Annotated in this window: 16 protein-coding genes; 5 read left to right on the top strand and 11 right to left on the bottom strand. The window is 51.8% G+C overall.

Annotated elements, in window-relative coordinates:
• Nucleotides 1-19: 19 nt before the first annotated feature.
• The 5 genes from IQ268_RS11370 to fabG all read right to left on the bottom strand — a co-directional run bounded on the left by IQ268_RS11370 (nt 20) and on the right by fabG (nt 7029).
• A complete protein-coding gene (locus IQ268_RS11370) occupies nt 20-535 on the bottom strand; it encodes an adenine phosphoribosyltransferase (protein ID WP_193878582.1) in 516 nt (171 codons plus the stop codon).
• Nucleotides 536-751: 216 nt separating this feature from the next.
• Nucleotides 752-1963: a magnesium/cobalt transporter CorA gene (gene corA / locus IQ268_RS11365; protein WP_193878580.1), complete on the bottom strand. Its 1212-nt coding sequence runs from the start codon at nt 1961-1963 to the stop codon at nt 752-754.
• Between the two features lie 229 nt (nt 1964-2192).
• The gene (locus tag IQ268_RS11360) at nt 2193-4124 is read right to left on the bottom strand and encodes an iron uptake porin (RefSeq protein WP_228035267.1); all 1932 of its coding nucleotides are present in this window, start codon (nt 4122-4124) and stop codon (nt 2193-2195) included.
• A 322-nt stretch (nt 4125-4446) separates the two neighbouring features.
• On the bottom strand, nt 4447-6150 hold the full coding sequence (gene groL / locus IQ268_RS11355; protein ID WP_193878578.1) for a chaperonin GroEL: 1704 nt from the start codon (nt 6148-6150) through the stop codon (nt 4447-4449).
• Between the two features lie 114 nt (nt 6151-6264).
• Nucleotides 6265-7029 (bottom strand): 3-oxoacyl-[acyl-carrier-protein] reductase, encoded by a 765-nt coding sequence (gene fabG, locus IQ268_RS11350; RefSeq protein ID WP_193878576.1) that lies wholly within the window; start codon nt 7027-7029, stop codon nt 6265-6267.
• 111 nt (nt 7030-7140) lie between these two features.
• On the opposite strand from fabG, the gene trxA reads away from it, so the two are divergent.
• Complete coding sequence (gene trxA, locus IQ268_RS11345; protein WP_193878574.1) at nt 7141-7458, top strand: thioredoxin; 318 nt, start codon at nt 7141-7143, stop codon at nt 7456-7458.
• Nucleotides 7459-7551: 93 nt separating this feature from the next.
• Nucleotides 7552-8157 carry an adenylate/guanylate cyclase domain-containing protein gene (locus IQ268_RS11340; RefSeq protein ID WP_193878572.1) on the top strand — a complete coding sequence of 202 codons (606 nt, stop codon included), beginning with the start codon at nt 7552-7554 and terminating at the stop codon, nt 8155-8157.
• A 3-nt stretch (nt 8158-8160) separates the two neighbouring features.
• Here the strand turns inward: IQ268_RS11340 and IQ268_RS11335 are convergent, their stop codons facing one another.
• Nucleotides 8161-10863, bottom strand: a complete 2703-nt coding sequence (locus tag IQ268_RS11335) for a glycosyltransferase family 39 protein (protein WP_228035266.1) — start codon at nt 10861-10863, stop codon at nt 8161-8163.
• A 157-nt stretch (nt 10864-11020) separates the two neighbouring features.
• Nucleotides 11021-12028, bottom strand: a complete 1008-nt coding sequence (locus IQ268_RS11330; protein ID WP_193878570.1) for a D-Ala-D-Ala carboxypeptidase family metallohydrolase — start codon at nt 12026-12028, stop codon at nt 11021-11023.
• A gap of 311 nt (nt 12029-12339) precedes the next feature.
• Here IQ268_RS11330 and IQ268_RS11325 point away from each other — a divergent pair, with 311 nt between their 5' ends.
• Together IQ268_RS11325 and IQ268_RS11320 are read left to right on the top strand one after the other, a co-directional pair.
• Nucleotides 12340-13038, top strand: coding sequence for an N-acetylmannosamine-6-phosphate 2-epimerase (locus IQ268_RS11325; RefSeq protein WP_193878568.1), 699 nt, complete (start codon nt 12340-12342; stop codon nt 13036-13038).
• Between the two features lie 624 nt (nt 13039-13662).
• Complete coding sequence (locus tag IQ268_RS11320; protein ID WP_193878566.1) at nt 13663-13977, top strand: hypothetical protein; 315 nt, start codon at nt 13663-13665, stop codon at nt 13975-13977.
• Nucleotides 13978-14017: 40 nt separating this feature from the next.
• On the opposite strand, the gene IQ268_RS11315 is transcribed toward IQ268_RS11320, so the two are convergent.
• Nucleotides 14018-15070 carry a glucokinase gene (locus tag IQ268_RS11315; RefSeq protein ID WP_193878564.1) on the bottom strand — a complete coding sequence of 351 codons (1053 nt, stop codon included), beginning with the start codon at nt 15068-15070 and terminating at the stop codon, nt 14018-14020.
• A gap of 86 nt (nt 15071-15156) precedes the next feature.
• Here IQ268_RS11315 and pdxH point away from each other — a divergent pair, with 86 nt between their 5' ends.
• Complete coding sequence (gene pdxH, locus IQ268_RS11310; protein ID WP_193878562.1) at nt 15157-15801, top strand: pyridoxamine 5'-phosphate oxidase; 645 nt, start codon at nt 15157-15159, stop codon at nt 15799-15801.
• A gap of 33 nt (nt 15802-15834) precedes the next feature.
• Here pdxH and IQ268_RS11305 read toward each other — a convergent pair whose 3' ends face one another.
• The 3 genes from IQ268_RS11305 to IQ268_RS11295 all read right to left on the bottom strand — a co-directional run bounded on the left by IQ268_RS11305 (nt 15835) and on the right by IQ268_RS11295 (nt 19099).
• Nucleotides 15835-17244 (bottom strand): hypothetical protein, encoded by a 1410-nt coding sequence (locus tag IQ268_RS11305; protein WP_193878560.1) that lies wholly within the window; start codon nt 17242-17244, stop codon nt 15835-15837.
• Between the two features lie 16 nt (nt 17245-17260).
• The gene (locus IQ268_RS11300) at nt 17261-17419 is read right to left on the bottom strand and encodes a hypothetical protein (RefSeq protein WP_193878558.1); all 159 of its coding nucleotides are present in this window, start codon (nt 17417-17419) and stop codon (nt 17261-17263) included.
• A 342-nt stretch (nt 17420-17761) separates the two neighbouring features.
• Nucleotides 17762-19099, bottom strand: a complete 1338-nt coding sequence (locus IQ268_RS11295; protein ID WP_193878556.1) for a ferric reductase-like transmembrane domain-containing protein — start codon at nt 19097-19099, stop codon at nt 17762-17764.
• Nucleotides 19100-19116: the final 17 nt, after the last annotated feature.

Genomic DNA, 19116 nt, shown 5'->3' with positions numbered 1-19116 from the left:
TGTCCCTTAGTACTCAACCTTAATACTCAATCAGCGTAATAACAGGCGCATCCGAAGGCAACTTTTGGCGGCCTCCTAAACCTGTTAGTTCGATGATAAAACCAAAACCAACGAGTTCGCAGCCGCTGCGCTGAACCAGTTGAGCCGTTGCGGCGGCAGTGCCGCCTGTGGCAATTAAGTCATCCACAATTAAAACCCGGCAGGAGGAGTGGAATGCGTCTTGGTGAACTTCCAGCCGATCCATGCCGTATTCCAGTTCATATTCAACCGAATGGACTGCGCCCGGTAATTTCCCTGGCTTTCGGACTGGAATAAAGCCAACCCCCAGCTTATACGCCAGGGGTGTGCCAAAAATAAAGCCTCTTGACTCCATACCAACCACGTAATCGATATTAAAATGAGCGCACTTCTCGGCTAGCGTATCGATCGTGTAGCGCAACCCCTCTGGATCACGGAGCAGGGTAGTAATGTCGCGGAAGGTGATACCGGGCTTTGGAAAGTCGGGGATGTCACGAATAAGAGCCTTGAGATCCATACAGTTTCAGAGGGTTATGGGCTAGTCGTAGAAATCCTATCACCAGTAGATAGCCGCTTGTGAACCAATTTTAAAAGTAAGGAATCGATTGCCGGAATTTTGCTATCTTGCCCAACCTTGAACCGCGATAGTGTGCCGATCGCTACGAAACCATCCTGCGATCGGTTGCGGCTCCATCTGGGTTGCCGTTGCTCGATCGTGTTTGCTCAATTGTATTCAAGGATCGTCTCGTTTGATGGTGGAAAAATTCTCGAACCAGCCGCGTTTCCAGAAGAAGATAATGAGGGCGATCGCAATTCCCCCCATTGCGGCCATTGCGATGGGATAACCCCAGTACCAGTGCAGTTCGGGCATATTGTACGGCGAAACATCCGGGTCAAAGTTCATGCCATAGACACCCGCCACAAAGGTCAGCGGAATGAAAATGCTGGATACGACCGTCAGCAATTTCATAATTTCGTTCATTTTGTTGTTAACAGATGAGAGGTATACATCCATCAAACTGGAGGCTAGCTCTCGGTAGGTTTCGACCATGTCCAGCACCTGAACCAGATGGTCGTAACAATCGCGCAGATAAATGCTGACCTCGGCACTAATTAAATTGCTGCCATCTCGAATCAGGGAGTTGATCGCATCTCGCTGCGGCCAGATGGCTCGACGAAGAGACAGCAACTCGCGCCGCATCGCGTAGATTTTCTCTAGCGTTTCATGGGTTGGGTTGGTTACCACTTCATCTTCTAATTCTTCGATCTGCTCGCCATAAATTTCTAAAACCGGAAAAAAGCCATCAATAATGGTATCCAGCAGCGCATAGGCCAAATAGTCTGCCCCGTGGCGACGAATGCTGCCTTTACAGGCACGGATGCGATCGCGCACCGGGTTAAACGTGTCGAACTCTGGTTCCTCCTGAACGGTCAGCAAATAATGCTCACCCAGAATAAAACTAACCTGCTCGTTGAGAAAGCCACGACCATTCTCTTTGGGGGTCACCATCCGAGTAATAATCAGCAGTTGATCGTCGTAGGCTTCAACCTTCGGACGTTGGGGCACATTCACCACATCCTCCAGCACCAATGGATGCAAGCTGAACACATTGCCCAATCGTTGCAGAATATCCTCACTGCCCAACCCCTGCACATCGACCCAGGACACCGACTCGGTATCTAAATAGGGGGCGCATTCTTCCGGAGTAGGAACCCGGATACGGGTGGCGTTCGCTTCGTTGTAGTCGATTAAGATAATGGTTGGAATTGGCGCGTCGTCTTCGATGCTCAGCGTTCCCGGAGCGCTGCCCGGTTCGTCATAGAAGTAGTCAAACGAAGAATCCTCATCATCTTGTTTAGGCAAAACGGCATTTTTGAGCTGACGAGGAATAGCTTTGACAGATTGACCAAATTTCGGCAGAAGGTGGTTGAGTTTTGTGGCCATGAGTTAAGATTGCCGGGGTTAAGATTGCCAGGGTTAAGCCGATTGTAAGCAATCGTAATACTCAAAGGTAACGTCAAAGGCTCTATTGCTGACGACAAACGGGTCTGGTTTCACCCCAACCTCACTACCTTTGAAACGGTATCGCCCACCAAAAGGGAAACCGAGATTAAGGTTCCCTCCAGGTGAGCGACGGTAACGACCGGGTTTTTAGTGGCGTTCAAACTGCTCTTTAAAATCGGAAGACGGTTCGAACAACACCCACCACAAGGTCATCATTATCGGCCTGATGATTGGGAGCGGTGAGCCAGATAACGCCTGGTGTAATGTCAATGTTGTCTGACAGGCGATAGCGGTAGAAGGCTTCTACATGGAGCGAGACATCATCATCCACTTCGCCGCCGTTAACGGTGGCATCAATCTCGGTCAGCCGAGGCTCCATGCCGACCAGAATTCCGCCAATACTGCCTTCATTTCCTAAATCAGGAAACGCCAATCCGGCAGCCCAGTTCCACACCGTTCCATCCCCACGACCAATATAGCGTTGGTTAGCATACCCCACCCAGCCAGTGAAGGCTATTCCTGGAGTGATATCGATGGTGCTGGTGATACCGTAGGCGTTCGTGGTAACGGGGCGATCGAAGTTATCGTTAGCCAAATTGCTCCCGGTTGCCACTCCGAACCCATCATCATCGCCGGGGCTATAGGTATTGATGTACGAGAAACCAACCCGGATGCTGTCCGTAGGATAGACAATTAGCTGCGCCAGTGCCCCATATTTGCCGTTAAATAAGCCACCGCCAGGAGCCGGATCGCCCGTGTCAGGAACGAGATAGCCCAGGTTTAATTCCAGCGCATCGCCAAAGAGGTGTCGAATGCCCAGCCCGGTGCCAAACGAGTAATTGTAAATGGGGTTCCGTAAGGCAAACAGCGAAACGGCAGAACCATCGTAGTAGGGTGTGAGCTGTTGTGAGGCATCCAAATCAACAAATCCGTTGCCCCTTCCCGCTAAATACACATTAGTATTGGGGCCGAGCGGGAAACGATAGCGCAATAGTCCCAGGCTGACAACATCGTTGCTATCTCCGTCATATTCAAGCCGTCCTTCATTGGTGCCAGTTACCTCACTCAGTGGAGTGATGTTGCTGGCCTGGAGACGGGTGGTGAGTGCGTCTTCTCCCGTAAAACTGGTTTCCAAATTCAGGCGAACCCGATAGCCAAAGGTAGGAACGCGATCGACTTCATTGCCATTTACATCATCCCCAGCAACGACGCTCGATAAGCCCAACAGGTTTTCACCAAATAGCACGGTTGTTGTAGAAAACTGGTTTGCTTCCAGTTGTGCCGTCCGCAGTTCCAACGCATCGGTGCGTCCCCGCAGGGTGGCTAACTCTGCACCAAACTCTTGTTGCAGGCGTTGCAGGGTGGCCAGGTCTTCTCGCTGCACGGTTTCTGCCAGGCCAGCGGCGATCAATTCATTGATGCGATCGAGAGCCGCATTGAGTCCGGCAGCAAATTCATAACGGGTCAATGCCCGGTTGCCGCGATAGGTGCCGTCGGGATATCCAGCAATGACACCATATCGTTCCACCAAAGACTGCAACGCCTGGTATGCCCAGTCAGTTGGCTGTACATCCGAGAGCTGCGTTACAGACGTGAGTTGACTCATTGAATTGCGATCGCTCACCGGATTGGCGGCAGGCACAGTGAACATGGCATCGGATAGCAATACCTCTTCTACCTCATTGGTGCTTGCTTCAATCGGTTCAGCCGTGCCCCTGTCTGTACTAACTAAATCAGCACTGGCTAAATCAGCATCAGTTAAATTTGGCGTTGTACTATCTGGTACAACCGCATCAGGAATTGCAGGATTGAGAGCAATGGAGTCAGTGAATGATTGCTCTGTGATGAGTGGGTTAGTCTCACTCGTTATGGTGGCTGTAAAGTTGGATTCTAGAGTATTAGTATCTTCAGTAATGCCCAGTTCAGTCACATCAGGTCGGTTAAACGATCGGTCAAAACGAACCGCGACACCGGGTTCAACTTCGGTCATTTCAGCCGCATCGGGGAGGGGTGCAGCGATCGCTGTAGATGAAACGACACCCAGCAACACACAAGCTGAAATGGGCGGCAATTGTAGTAAGAACCGCAAAGGAGATTTCATGTTTTTTAGGTTGTTAAAACTTACACGTTGCGGCAAAAAGTTGTCCGCAGAGCTATCTAATAAGATCTAGATACCAATATGGAATGAGGGATATATATGCCGAACGATAGATTAACAGGGTTAAGTTAACAAAAATTGGCAAATTTCGAGGATTTTCCACAAAATTGGCGGGATGAAGCAGCTAATCAGGGGTGGTTACGTTCAGGTTAGGGGGCGATCGCCCAAAAAAATACGTCAGTTCATTGATTCTTGAACTGACGTATCAACATTATTTAATTTGAAGCATCACCACTTAAGGTGAAACTTGGCTGAAGGGTAAGGCTTACATCATGCCCATGCCGCCCATGCCGCCCATGCCGCCCATACCCATACCGCCCATACCGCCCATGCCGCCCATGCCGCCCATGCCGCCCATGCCATCCATGCCAGGGGCACCGCCAGCGGGTTTCTTCTCGGGCTTCTCAACCACCAGCACTTCGGTGGTTAGCACCATGCCAGCGATCGAGCCTGCATCTTGTAGCGCAGAGCGTACCACCTTAGCCGGATCAATGATGCCTGATTCAATCATGTCCTCAAAGGTATCGGTGAGGGCGTTGTAACCCATGTTGAAGTCTAGATCGCGCACTTTCTCGACGATGACAGAGCCTTCTACTCCAGCATTGTCGGCAATTTGGCGAAGCGGTGCTTCTAGCGCTTTGACTACAATATTGGCACCGATTTGCTCCTCGGCGCTCAACCCTTGCCGGAAGTCCTTCAGTTGCTCGCCCAGGTGAATCAGCGTAGTACCACCACCGGGAACAATCCCTTCTTCAACAGCGGCTTTGGTTGCGTTCAGCGCATCCTCAATTCGCAGCTTGCGGTCTTTTAATTCTGTTTCAGTGGCCGCGCCAACTTTGATCACAGCAACGCCCCCGGTCAGTTTTGCCAACCGTTCCTGTAGCTTTTCGCTGTCGTAGTCAGAATCGGTTTCTGCCAGATCTCGACGAATTTGGGCAATGCGCTTTTCCAGATCGCCCTTGTTGGGCGCTTCCGCCACGATCGTGGTCGTGTCTTTAGTAATGGTGACTTTACGCGCCGTTCCCAGCATTTCTGTAGTGGCCGTATCCAGGCTTAAGCCGATCTCTTCCGAGATCATTTGCCCACCCGTCAACACGGCAATGTCTTGTAGCACCGCTTTACGACGCTCACCAAACGCGGGCGCTTTGACCGCAGCAATGTTGAGTACACCGCGCAGACGGTTAACGACCAGCGTTGCCAGTGCCTCACCCTCAATGTCTTCAGAAATAATCAGTAACGGTTGCCCCGCCCGCGCCACTCGCTCCAGGATGGAAACCAAATCTTGAATATTGTTGATCTTTTTGTCGGTGAGGAGGATGTAGGGATTTTCCAACTCACAGATCATGCGCTCCGTGTCGGTCACAAAGTAAGGAGAAATATAGCCGCGATCGAACTGCATACCTTCGACCAGTTCCAGTTCGGTCGTAAGCGACTTTGATTCTTCAACGGTGATCACACCATCTTTGCCCACCTTGTCTACGGCTTCGGCAATCAACGCGCCCACTTCGGGGTCACTGCCTGCGGCCACAGTAGCCACCTGGGTAATGGCATTTCCCTCAACAGGTCGAGCGATCGCGCTGATCTCATGAACCAGTTTGGCGATCGTCTTCTCAATGCCACGGCGCAGCGCCACGGGGTTGGTGCCAGCCGCAACGTTCTTCATGCCTTCTCGGATGATGGCCTGAGCCAGAACGGTGGCAGTGGTCGTGCCGTCTCCAGCAATGTCTTTTGTTTTAGAGGCAACCTCTTGAATCAGCTTTGCACCCGTGTTTTCAAACGGATCTTCTAGCTCAATTTCTTTGGCGATCGTCACGCCATCATTCACAATCTGAGGAGCACCATACTTTGACTCCAGCACCACATTGCGACCTTTTGGCCCCAGGGTAATCCGTACAGCGTCTGCAAGTGCGTTGACTCCACGTTCCAACGCTTGCCGCGATTCCTCATCGAATACAACCAGCTTTGCCATTATTGCGAGTCTCTGAAGTTCTCCACCTAGCAATTTAGCACTCTGCGGTAGAGACTGCTAAAACTCGGTGGAGGGATACCCGAACTTGACCCACAAAGAATGAAATAACGCGGCTCAGGCCATTACCATACCGCCATCCACGTTCATGACTTGCCCGGTGATGTAAGCGGCAGCCGGATCGGCAGCCAGGAAGCGAATCAGTCCGGCTACTTCGTCGGGTTGACCATAGCGACCTAGAGGGATGAACTTAAGAATCTCATCGCTTTTCAGGTCATGGGTCATGTCGGTCGCAATGAACCCCGGAGCCACTGCGTTGACAGTAATACCGCGACTGGCTAGCTCTTTGGCGACCGTTTTAGTGAAACCAATTACCCCTGCCTTTGCCGCACTGTAGTTAGCCTGACCGGGATTGCCCATTTGTCCAGCGACGGAGGTAATGTTAACAATTCGTCCAGATTTTTGCTTCAGCATAATTTTGCTGACCGCCTTGGTGCAGAGGAATACGCCCGTGAGGTTAAGGTTAATCACAGCCTGCCATTCTTCGGGCTTCATTCGCAGCAGCAGTGTGTCGCGAGTGATTCCGGCATTGTTGACCAGAACATCCACTCGTCCCCATTTCTCCATCACGGCACTGATGAGCGCATCCACCTGATCGGCCTGAGAAACATCAGCTTGCAGGGCGATCGCCTCGCAACCCATTTCGGTTATTTCCGCCACCACTGCATCAGCAGCCTGACTCGAACTGGCATAGTTGACCACCACATTAGCGCCTTCAGCCGCCAGCGCTAGAGCCGTCGATCGCCCGATGCCGCGTGAGGCACCAGTGACAAGCGCAACCTGGTTTTGCAACCGCTGGGCAGGGGCTGGAGATGCTGTCATGAACGTGACCTCGCACAAAATTTTGCTCAATTATATTAAGGCATTTGGGGAACCTCGCAGATGGTGAGTCAGTTAGATTAGGATTGAGTTGACTAATCTCACCTAGCGTGTATGGCAACCAAAAAGCAGTTCGGTAGCTTTCAAGACCTTGTTTCCAGTTCAGATCTACCTGTGCTGGTCGATTTTTATGCTCCCTGGTGCGGTCCCTGCCAAATGATGGCAAAGATTTTGGAACAGGTGAATAGTGAGATGAAGCAGCGCGTCCGCGTTGTGAAAATTAATACTGAAAACTACCCGCAACTGGCATCTCAGTATCAGGTTTATGCCTTGCCAACGCTGGTGTTATTTAAGCAGGGAGAGCCAGTCGATCGGATTGAGGGAGTTCTACAACCGCAGCAACTCATTCAACGGCTGCAATCCTTTGTTTAGCAAAAGCCGATTGCCTCAGCGGTAGGCTCTGGTAATGAGCGGGAAACTTAAGGTCTAGTTAGTGTCCCGCTCTTGAGCCAACAGTAGTCAACCATGTCGCTGAAAAATACCAGAGCTGAACTCGATCGCCTGCTGCACGCTCGTAACGAACATCCTGAGAAAGCAGAGGCGATCGATGCTCAGATTTATGCCACGTTTACCCAGGTTCATGCCATTTTTGTGCTGGATATGTCTGGTTTTTCGCGGCTCACCGTGCGCTATGGCATTATTCAGTTTCTAGCGATGATTCGACGGCTGGTGGCGATCGCCCTTCCAGTCATTGAGGCGCATCGCGGTACGCTGGTCAAACAAGAGGCCGATAACCTGTTTGTTGTTTTTCCAACCGTTGAAATGGCGGTTGATGCGGCGGTTGATTTACTAAAGGGGCTGAAGGCTGTTAATTCTACCTTGCCCGATGCTTTAGATTTATACGCCAGCATTGGCATCGGCTACGGTGAGGTGTTGATGGTCGAAGACCACGATCTTTACGGCAGTGAAATGAATCTGGCATCGAAATTAGGGGAGGATCTAGCACGCCCTGACGAGATTCTGTTGAGCGAAGCTGCTTTTCAACAGTTGGATGGTATCGCTCAGGGGTGGGAAGCGCTGGAGGTGTCGATCGCAGGTCTTAGTGTAACGACCTACAAACGACTGCTTTGATCGTTATCTAGAACTGAGCTTGAGAGCCGTTTGTCCCCGTTGCCATGCTTGCCAGACGTTGCCTCGTAGCAATGAGGCGATGCCGTCGATCGCCTGAAACTCGGCTGAGCCGGGGTTCAGTTCAAGTGCCGCTTCGATCGCCGTTTTTGCTTCACCGGGACGAAACGCATAGAGATTAACAAAGGCAAGGTAGGCATGGGCGTTGGGGTTGTCGTTGTCTAAATCAACGATCTGCTTCAGTGCTGCGATCGCAGGTTGCACTTGTCGCTGCAACACTCTAGCCAGGGCTAACCCATAGGCATAGTCAAGGTTTTGCGGCTCTTGCTGCAAGCGATAGGCGAGCGTTTTCTCGGCCTGAACGGTATAGTTTTGCACTGGATCGTACAGGTTGATGCGCCCCAGTTGGTCAAACACCGGATCAAGGGCAGCTACCCCATCTGGCAAAGTTTTGGCTAACAACCGCAGTTGGCTAACCCAATCTAGTTCGGGAGCCGGAATGGGAACCGCGTTCGTATTAATGGCGATCGTGGTGGTTAACGGTACATCAATGGGATACGTTTCCCCTGTTTCGCGGTTCAGGTAGGTGGCTTCTAACATGTACGTTCCGGACGACAATGTGCTGGGTGGCAGCATCGCCGTTCGTTCGGTCACCCTAAACGGACGGTGGGGTTCAACTGTTGCCCTGGCTGAAATAAACTGGTTGGCCTGGATCGGTTGGGGATGAAGCGTTCCCAAACCAATGGCATGGTCGTGAATCCAACCATTTTGCATCGATTGGGGTCTGGGTAGGGTGGCCTGGTTGCGCCAGTTCAGCAGAACCAATCCTGAGTGCAGTTGCTCCCAGGACCCAATCCATTCGTAGGTAATAGGGACAGGCTGACCGGGAGGCACCTGGCTGGGCACAATGATACGTGTGAGCTGAACATTACCCGATGGTGTGATTTCATCAATATTGGACAATGGCTGCACTTCAACGGCAGGAACGCGACGGTGAAATAGGTTAAGGCGGCTACCGTCGGGCAGTTCCCAGCTTTTGAATCGTCTGAACTCAGGGCTGTCTCGCAGGGTTTGCAAGACAGCATTTTGCCGTCGTCGTTCTTGGGCGCTGGGCGATCGCTCCTGAGTTTTACTCAAGAACCAGGACATCGATCGCACATCCTGGTCTAAATGCCGATCGTTATTGCTGATGCGACGTGCATAGACGCGAAAATCTCGACGGTTGCCGTAGTAGGTAACGTTGTGTTGATTTAACAGTGCGGTGGAATGCAGCAATCCCAGATTCACGATCTGATACGGCTGAGCCTGAATGATTTCATCAACAACCGTCTGGATCGGAAACTGAGTGTGCATGTCTGGATAGTGACGCGATCCCGGACTCAGGGCTTGCGCTAACGCTCGTCCGGGTGTGCCGCCAACGGGAAACAGGTTTAGCAGCGTGAGCACGGTTGCCAGACACACAGTCCCCCAACGGATCGATCGCCAGCGACGGCTCCAGCGGGTTAAGCCATACCCCAACACGACAGCCACAACGGGCAGGTAGGGCATGATGTAGCGAAAATCTTTGTTAAAGATGGCTGACCACAGAAGATATGACCCCGCAAAGAACACAGCCAACCATTGCAGTGATGTCTGGTCGTGCTGTCGATCGCGCTCATGGGGCAGCAGTTTGAGCCAATAGAACCCCAGCCCTAGCACAGGCACGATGAACAGCGGCCAGGATACGGCGTTGGGGAGGTCGATTACATAAAAGATCCAGGCAGCAATGGTGTTGAGGGGGGGATCACCTTCGGCGATCGCCGATTTGACGTTAGAGTTAAACCCGGCGCTGATTTGAAACAGCCAGTTGGTTTGCAGCCACGGCATAAACATCAGTAGGGTGATGATGCTAGCGACCACTAGCTGGGCGAAGCGTCCCCAGGCCCGCTGTTGCAGGGTACCCACTGCCACCCACAACAACGGGATGGCCAAGAAGAAGAGGGCAGATTGTTTCATCAACAGCGCCAGCCCAAACCACACACCAAAGGCGATCGCCCATAGCCACTGTTGCCATGCCCGTTGTGCGTCGCGCCACAGTGTTAAACACAGGAAGCTGGCTGCGACTAAGGCCGTCAGCGGATAGTCCATGAAGTATTCGGTGCGGACGGTGTAGAACCGGGGAAACAGGAGGCACAGTCCGGCTGCCCATAGCCCAACGCGGCGGCTAAATAAGTGGGTGCCTAACCCAAAGACGGAACCTAGCAGCAGGGCGGTAAACAGCAGGTTGACGAGAATGGCTGGCTCAATGTCTCGACCCAACAGGCTGATGAATGGAGCGGTTGCAATATACAGCAGCGGCGGATATTTGGAGGACAATGTCCAGAGGCTATGCCACCAATCGCCAGATAACCACTGGGCGTGTTGCAGTGACCACCAGTAGTTGAGGGAGCCAATCAGGTGGTCGGCTGGGTCCCAGGAGGGAATGGCGCGATCGAGGGTGAGCCAGAGCAAGTCGGCGATCGCGCTTAGTCCCCACAGGATGACTAGAGCGATTAACCACCCTGGCATAGGATGTCGATTTTGTTCGGGCATGAAACTGTAGAACACCACACGACATAACCGCCCTATTTTCGCACGGGTTTCGTTTGGCGAATAGGACGGGTTGAGTGAGGTGAGCGGCAATGAAATCGGATAAGGGGATGGCCTGAGGGCAGGTCGGTTTGAAGACATGCGAGCCTCGGGGGCTTGCCCCCAAACCCCCACTGGGGGACGACCCGCTTCCCCCAGACCCCCTCCGCTTGGGTTAACGTGTAGCCGTTAAACATCGCTTCGCATCGGTTGGGATGCAGGGGGTAGCCGCTTGTTTCAACGTCTCGCTTTCTGCAAGCTACCAGCGCCGTTTAGAACCAATGTCCAGGTGGTTCCAACTGGGGTAGGTTCCCAGACCGCCATTCCACCAGGCCAGTTCTTTCGCAACTTGGCGAGGGGTGTAGCCTGGAACGTAGAAGTCGATCGCTTTGCCGTAGAGATGTTGGCTATTGGAAGCCGCACCTCTTGTGCCGCTATTGACTTCGGCTGGACGATACCAGGAGGTAATTTTGAACGGTTTGCCGAGTTGTTTGCGCGGTTTTTCGAGGGCAGTTGCCAGCGCAATGATGTTGTCGGCAATCTTTTTGGTTTTGGGAATGCGGCTGCCGTCGTGGGTGGCTTCTCCCCAGGTAAAGCTGCCGTTTGGAATGATCGGTTGGTTTAAAAAGAACTTACTGCTGTAACCGGGCAGCATAATGAAACGACCGCTGGGGATTGCACTCGGTGGAGGTACACTTAACGTCTGCTGCGGTAGCGGATACACTAGCTCACCGTCTAACAAAATTTTGGCGTGCTGGTCGTAGACATACCAGCTAGATATGCCTCGAATATAGTCACTGGTGTTGCCCAATGCCAGCTTAACGTGGCTATTAAATCCGCCGTTTTCGTCCGCATAGGCATAGGATTGCAGCACAAAGTTACGGCCTGCGGGAATAGACTGGATTTCGTCTGGAGCCAGTTGCGAGGCGGGTAATGGACGACGCTTAAACACGGTATCTTGCACTACTTTCACGATCTGTGCGGCTTCCGGTTCCTCTTGCGGATACACAACCGTTCCATCCTGCACAACTTGAGAATGCAGCTCGTACACATACCATGTGTTGAATCCCTGGATGTTGTCTTGCTTTAAGGCAAATTTAATATGGTCATTGAAATCATCACCATTGGTATCCGCGTAGGCATAGGATTGCAGCTCGTAGCTGGTTCCTTTGTCAACCTTGTAAACCTCTTCAGCAGACAGCGCCGATGATTGCAGCGGACGACGTTTGAGAACGGTGTTTTCAGTAATTTGCAACACTTGAGGCATAACCTGACCCCTTAACCCGTAAGTTGGATTTGATTTCGACAGCGGTGATCTCTAAAACATGTCGAGGCAGATGCGAGTAGATGGCGAATAGCTGGTGAGTAGAAAATATATCTGCAACCTCTCTGGTAGTGCTCCCACGCAACGAGGATAATGCTCACTACACGACCAGAAATTATTAAATTTCTAGCTATTTCTACTCTGATCCAACCCGGATTTACAGATTTGCAGCAATTTTTAAATCTTTCCTCACCCGATTGTGGGAGAGTCTAGAATTCACTTCAATTACATTGATCGTTTATCTGGATTGCGGCATGAGTTTATCGTCAACCATCCAAGCACTCCATCACGGGCTAATCGTTTCGTGTCAGGCTCCCAGTGACTCTCCTTTGCACGATCCGCTGGTGATTGGTGCGATCGCCCAAGCAGCGGTGAAGCGGGGAGCTGTTGCCGTCCGAATTGATAGCCCTGACCATGTTCAGGCGGTGCGGCAGCGGGTTTCGGTTCCCATCATTGGCCTGTGGAAGCAGCAGTTTCACGGTTCTGATGTTTACATCACCCCGCAGTTTGAACAGGCTCAGGCGATCGCCACCGCTGGAGCAGATATCATTGCCATTGATGCCACCCTGCGCCACCGTCCCGACGGCACATCTGTGACCGACCTGATCCAGCGGATTCATCAAGAGCTGGGGCGAGCAGTCATGGCAGATATTGACACCATAGAAGCGGCGATCGCCGCTGAACAGGCCGGAGCCGATTTAGTTGGCACAACCCTTTACGGCTACACCGCCGAGACACGCCATTGCACGCCTCCAGGGTTTGACCTGCTGGCAGCAATGGTGGAACGTCTCCGCGTCCCCGTTATTGGCGAAGGAGGCATTAGCTCCCCTGTGATGGCACGACAGGCATTGCAGTCAGGAGCGTATGCGATCGTTGTTGGAACTGCCATTACTGGCATAGATCAACTCGTCAGCGCCTATCAAACCGAAATTCAACCCCTGCAACCGGGATAACGTCGAGCTTAGAAGCTGGCGCTTAGTCATGCTGTATGCATGTTGTGACGGGTGCTGAAGCCGCTACCGCAATCTGAACACAGCAGGCCGTTATCGTCGTAACACGACCTGGGACGCTACAGCCCATACAAAGCGACACCAACTGATGCGAGAAACGATGAAGCGAGGTTTCTGGCCTTCTAGCCGATCAAGATGCATTAAAGCACGATGAAAGCCGTCTGGCTCATGGCGAGCGATGCTGAAGTAAGACAGATAGCCTTCCCATATTAAGGGGTACCCGCAAAAACATGCCCGCCCGCCCGCTTTTTCATAAAGTCTTCATGATGTGCCCCTGTTTTTTCGCTGAGGATGTAAAATTTGGGTGAAGATAGCTATGGGATGCCTCGCTGCTTTGCTGCGGGTGCTTAGCGGGTGCTTAGTAGTAAGAGTGTTTAGAAGATCAGTCGAACCGATCGCCAGATAACTGCCCCAACTGTCATCAAATTGGTTTCCAAGCCGACAGAAATGGGGTAATCAGGATCAGACAATTGAGCTGTTGCAAGCTCGCTGCATCCACAATAGCGAACTGAATAAACGAATGGGTTGTAACGTAATCGACTGTTCGATAGTCAGCAGGAGGAAGTGATGACGTTGGATCATTTCATGCAGTTGCTAGATGGACACAAAGACGATCCACCGCCTCTACCAAGAGCGCTGCAGGCCCTGTGGTATGACAAAAAGGGAAACTGGGAGAAAGCACACGATATTGTGCAAAATGCTAACGATGGAGATAGTTCCTGGGTTCACGCCTATCTCCATCGCAAAGAAGGGGACTTGAGTAACGCTCGCTACTGGTATCGCCGCATCGGTCAACCTGAATGTCAGATTGCTCTAGAGAAAGAATGGCAGCAGATTGCTCGCAGTTTGTTGATGAGAAGTGGGAGTGGAGCAAGACCTTAAAATCGCCGACGGGAAAGCATAGCGGGAAAGCATAGTGAGATCATAGCTGCGCGGCTCGAATGGCAGCCCCAATCAAACCCACCTGGGGATTGAGAATAATGTAAACGGGAACTTTCTCCAGAACAGGGCTGACTCTGCCTTTTTCATGAAATGCTTTCAAAAAACCGCCAGAACTTAGCAGCGGCAGGTTTTTGGCGGCAATTCCCCCGGCCAAAAACAGCCCGCCATAGGGCAGTAGTTTGAGGGCAAAATTTCCGGCTTCGGCTCCGTAGGCTTCGGCAAACAGGTTCATGGTTTGTGCCGACAGCCGATCGCTTCCTGCCGCCGCCGATTTGGCGATCGCGGCTGCCGGATCAACCGATTTATCGCCTTTGCCAATCTCGCTTTCCCAGGTGCGAACCACCTGAGCTACGTCGGGCGCTTCTGGGGCAACGTGGCGATCGCGCAAAAATTGGTAAATTGAAACGATCCCCAATCCTGATACCACCCGCTCCACCGAAATGCGGCGAATATCGTGTTTTTCCAACAAGTACTTGAGCAACTGAAACTCCAGTTCGGAGCGAGGCGCAAAGTCGGCATGTCCGCCTTCGGATGGAAAGACCTGACACCTCTCTTTGCTGCGCGTCAGGAAGCCCTGGCCTAGCCCGGTTCCAGCACCAATGACGGCGATCGGGGCTTCGGGGTCGGGCTTTCCGGCTTGAAGCACATGTAAATCGTTGGCATCTAAGCCTAAAACGCCATAGCCAACGGCAACAAAGTCATTGATCAGGCTGACGCTGGCGATGGATAACTCGCTCTCCAGACGGTTAGCATCCAGCGACCAGGACAAATTCGTTAAGGCGGAGGTGTTATCGACCACGGGGCCAGCGATCGCAAAACAAGCCTTTTGTGGAGCTGGTGTAGTTCCCGTCTCTGCTGCTGCCGCTAGGAACCGAGTCACCATTGGTACCAGATCGGGAAATTCTTGACTGGGGTAGCGGGCTTCGTGCAGCGTTTTCATTTTGTCGGCTGACGTGATCGCGCCTGCATCGACTTCTACTAGGCGCAAAATTGTTTTAGTACCACCGATATCGCCTGCTAGTAGTTGTGTCATGACCGTCATACTCACTTACTTTTTCTATGGTGGTCGATCAAGATAAAAAGAAGGTAAACCAAACCGTTGCACTGACTAAGAAACTCATGAACTTATCCATTGCTGACCTTCGCCGCAATTATGCCTTACGTGAACTTCGTGAATCAGACGTTGATTCAGATCCATTTCGCCAGTTTCAGCGGTGGTTTGATGAAGCCATCGCGGCTGAGTTACCCGAACCCAATGCAATGACGCTAGCGACTGCCACAGAGACAGGAATGCCTTCTGCCAGAGTGGTGCTGTTGAAGGGGTTTGATCAACGAGGGTTTGTATTTTACACCAATTACAACAGCCGCAAAGGGAAAGAACTGTCGCAAAATCCTCGGGCAGGATTGGTGTTTTGGTGGGCGGAATTAGAACGCCAGGTGCGAATTGAAGGAACGGTTGAACGGGTGTCCAGTGACGAATCGGATGCCTATTTCCATAGTCGTCCAATTGGGAGCCAATTAGGCGCTTGGGTTTCCGATCAAAGTCAAACTATTCCCAGTCGGCAGGTATTAGAGGAGCGGTTACAGGCTCTACAAACCAAGTATCAGGATGGAGATGTTTCTCGTCCTCCTCATTGGGGCGGGTTTCGAGTGGTGCCACAGGCGATCGAATTTTGGCAGGGTCGTCCTAGTCGGCTGCACGATCGCCTGCTCTACAGCCGGGTAGAGGGCGATCGCTGGCAACTGGAACGTCTATCTCCATAGGTTTAGAGAGGGCTGTAAAAGCTTGGAAATGGGTTAGCGATCGCGTTTAATGCTCAGTCGTTGCAACTGCTCAGCTTCTTCCACCACCTTCTCCATGCCGCCTTCAGCAATGGTTCGAACATAGTTGATTTTGATTTCTTCTAGCAAATCAACCAGCCAGTCTTGAATTTGCTGAATGTTGTGGGATTTCTTCAGCTCTGCCTCTAATACCTGCCGAAAGTTGGCGCTTAGTTGCGTGGTGAGTTCGGCTCCAACCGGATCTTCCAGAGCGTTGACTACACTGCCGTAGGCCGCATGGGACAAATCTCTGGCCAACCGCTCAGTTAGTTGAGCCGGAATTTGACCCACTCCAGGCAGATGTTTGAGCTGCTGATAGACCGGAGACTGGCTTAGCGTCTGGTTCAAACTGTGATGAATCAGGGCTTGGATGTCGGGTTGAATTTGAGGCACCACATCATAAACGCTGACATTCAGCAGCCGAGTGGCGATCGCCTGCATTTCGTTGGTGTTATTCACCTGCACATAAGGGCGACGCGACTCTGGATGAAACAACCATTCGGCCAAACTGCCCCGTTGAATGAACGTTTGCATCTGGTCGATCATTTGAATACCGACCATCTCCGTTAATTCCTGAGCAAAGCCGACTGCAACATCGTGATTAAGCTGAGACTGCACCGGACTGAGATCCAGCAACTCAGATTTGTACAGGCGAAGGGTCACCGGAATTAGGCGCAGCCAGCGCCAAACCGGAATTACCAGGAACCAATCCCACCAGCGGCGCAGCAGAGCTTCGAGCCAGTTGAGGTCAGGACGACGACGGCTAATGGCATAGGTGCGTCCTAAAATGTCCAGGGCAAAAATCAGCACGAACGGCAGGTCAATTCGCCAGAAGCGATTGATAAAATGGCCGAACCCATCAACGTTGCGGTAATAGTTAGCCGCAATCAGCGGACGCAGTTCTTGATTGAAAAAGGTTAGTTCTTGCTGCCAGCCCGCTGCCCCTAAATAGTCTGCACTCCAGAAGGTGTTAAATCCTTCTCGGCTGTAGATTGTGTTGACGCGATCGCTAATTTCACGTTCAATTTTGGCGAGCGATCGGCTTTTGTTGGCCGCCGCAAACGGATTTTCGTCTACTAACCGTTGGCTGAGAGTACGCAAATCTGCCAGCAGTACGTCTGTCTGGCTCGACTCTAACCCGGTTTGAAACACCTCTGCTTCCAGAGCATCAACGCGATCGAGATAATAGACCGTTTCGGGATGGGGTCGGATGGCTTTAAACGGATCGTATAGCTCAACGACCTCAGGTGCATATTTTAGATAAAAGTCGCGCCAGAAGACGTAGCTAACATCAAAAAATACGAGCAGCAGATTTAATAACGCCAGTAACGCAATCAACCGTTGATACCAGCGATTGATGGAAGCTGAACGATGAGTATGGGACATGATTAGTAGAGCATCATTAAACAGAAATGGAGGAATGGCGGGATCGCTCGATCGCCCCACCTTCTAAATCAGAGGTTGACACTTGACGGTTTTGCAACCAGGCAAACAAGGCCGCTGTTGACACCAGAATAAAGGTGATCAGCGTTACCAATTGCAGCATGATACTGTAGCGCATAATTTCTCCAAGCATGTAAATGGGTTAAGCATGTTGTCGAGGATGCCTGAGACAGATTCAATGGTCTGTATTACCCCCCTAAATTCCCCAACTTTGGGAAACTCTAAAAGAATGTTTGAAAAGTATTAAATGTCTCTTGTAAAGGCTACAAATTAGACCTTTAAACATCCTCTTAGAGGGTGTCTGAGAATGGCTCAACATTCTAAATTAGCCCCCTAAATCCCCCAAAGTTGAGGAACTTTGAAACAGAATTGAGGGATTAGGGGGCGGTTCGAGTTGGAGCTTAGCACCTTTAAAACATCCTCTTAGACAGAATTGGCTCGGAAGTTACTCATTGCACCGCTACACCAGGTTGAAGTGTTCCATATGAATATTCGTCACCGGAACATTCAACTCATGCAGCGCCAGTTCAACCTGATCCATCACCACCGGAGCCGCACAGATGAAATACTGCCGACTGCCCCGGTGAATCGGGATATAGCGGTTGAGTAAGTCGCGATCGATGTATCCCGTTTCTCCCTGCCAATCTTCCGGCGGTTTTCTTAAAACATGGACTATCTTGAGGTCGATTTTTTCCGTCAGCGTGTCTAGCTCATCGCGGAAGGTGACATCCTCCCAGGTTTTACTGGCATAGATCAGCAAAAAAGGGCGATCGTCCTGCCGTTCGGCTGCTGTGGTCAACATACTCATCATGGGTGTAATCCCAATTCCACCCGCAATTAACACAAACCCGGCCGTATCAAAGTAGCGCTCGGTGGTAAACACACCGTATGGGCCATCCAGATAGGCTTTGGTGCCCGGTTCAACATCCTTAATTTGGCGAGTGAAGTCCCCCAGGGCTTTGATGCTAAACTCCAGGCGATCGCCCCGATCGCCACTGGACGACATTGAGAAAGGATGTTCTCTCATGCGAAAGGGCGAGATGTTTAACGTAATCCAGGCAAACTGACCCGGCTCAAACGGCATTCCTTCGTGCCCCTGGGGACGCAGCACCAACGTCCACACGTCGCCCCGTTGGGGCACCACCTCCTCGACCAGATACAGCTTTTTCGCCATAAACCAGGGTTTCACCAGCCGCACATAGGCAAGCAGCAAGAGCGCAATGATGGCGATCGCACTCCACAACAGCTCCTTCCAGAACAGAGAAAGATAGTAGCTGACCCCCAACGCATGAGCCAGCCCTAGCGCCAGAGCCGTCACCGCCAAAACGCCATGCAGAATGCGCCACGGTTCGTAAGGAATGTTCAACGGCTGTCGCCAAATGGATGTAACCACCAGCACAATCAACGCCAGCGTCCCCGCCACGGCTGCCCTGGCTCGCCAGGGAGCCTCAAACACATTCAACAGTTGCAGTGTTTCGGGCTGGTTAATAAACAGCAGAGCGGGATGAATCAGAATCAAGCCAAAGGCCACCAGCGAGATATAGCGGTGAAATTGCAGCAGGATATCCACCCCGTAAGATGCTTCAATGCGGTTGATGCGGGCTGTTATCACAAATTGCAGCGCCATCATGGCTAGACCAATAAACCCAAGCGCCACCGAGAATTCTGTCCAGAATCCCCGCGACTCGTTGGGGGGATATAGCAGCAACACCAGTAACGGCAGCAGAGTAATGGCCAAATACGATCCGATCCATAACATGGCGATCGCAATGGGGCTATGCATTAACAGGCTTTTCATTGAACCTCTGATATTCG

This window comes from Oculatella sp. LEGE 06141, assembly GCF_015207605.1.
Lineage (GTDB): Bacteria > Cyanobacteriota > Cyanobacteriia > Elainellales > Elainellaceae > Oculatella.
The sequence above is the reverse complement of the archived record's forward strand: the minus strand, read 5'-3'. Positions and strand labels throughout refer to the sequence as shown.

Coding starts and splice junctions, on each gene's coding strand:
- IQ268_RS11370 (WP_193878582.1), bottom strand. CDS start 535: ATGGATCTCAAGGCTCTTATTCGTGACATCCCCGACTTTCCAAAGCCC.
- corA (WP_193878580.1), bottom strand. CDS start 1,963: ATGGCCACAAAACTCAACCACCTTCTGCCGAAATTTGGTCAATCTGTC.
- IQ268_RS11360 (WP_228035267.1), bottom strand. CDS start 4,124: ATGAAATCTCCTTTGCGGTTCTTACTACAATTGCCGCCCATTTCAGCT.
- groL (WP_193878578.1), bottom strand. CDS start 6,150: ATGGCAAAGCTGGTTGTATTCGATGAGGAATCGCGGCAAGCGTTGGAA.
- fabG (WP_193878576.1), bottom strand. CDS start 7,029: ATGACAGCATCTCCAGCCCCTGCCCAGCGGTTGCAAAACCAGGTTGCG.
- trxA (WP_193878574.1), top strand. CDS start 7,141: ATGGCAACCAAAAAGCAGTTCGGTAGCTTTCAAGACCTTGTTTCCAGT.
- IQ268_RS11340 (WP_193878572.1), top strand. CDS start 7,552: ATGTCGCTGAAAAATACCAGAGCTGAACTCGATCGCCTGCTGCACGCT.
- IQ268_RS11335 (WP_228035266.1), bottom strand. CDS start 10,863: ATGTCTTCAAACCGACCTGCCCTCAGGCCATCCCCTTATCCGATTTCA.
- IQ268_RS11330 (WP_193878570.1), bottom strand. CDS start 12,028: ATGCCTCAAGTGTTGCAAATTACTGAAAACACCGTTCTCAAACGTCGT.
- IQ268_RS11325 (WP_193878568.1), top strand. CDS start 12,340: ATGAGTTTATCGTCAACCATCCAAGCACTCCATCACGGGCTAATCGTT.
- IQ268_RS11320 (WP_193878566.1), top strand. CDS start 13,663: ATGACGTTGGATCATTTCATGCAGTTGCTAGATGGACACAAAGACGAT.
- IQ268_RS11315 (WP_193878564.1), bottom strand. CDS start 15,070: ATGACACAACTACTAGCAGGCGATATCGGTGGTACTAAAACAATTTTG.
- pdxH (WP_193878562.1), top strand. CDS start 15,157: ATGAACTTATCCATTGCTGACCTTCGCCGCAATTATGCCTTACGTGAA.
- IQ268_RS11305 (WP_193878560.1), bottom strand. CDS start 17,244: ATGTCCCATACTCATCGTTCAGCTTCCATCAATCGCTGGTATCAACGG.
- IQ268_RS11300 (WP_193878558.1), bottom strand. CDS start 17,419: ATGCGCTACAGTATCATGCTGCAATTGGTAACGCTGATCACCTTTATT.
- IQ268_RS11295 (WP_193878556.1), bottom strand. CDS start 19,099: ATGAAAAGCCTGTTAATGCATAGCCCCATTGCGATCGCCATGTTATGG.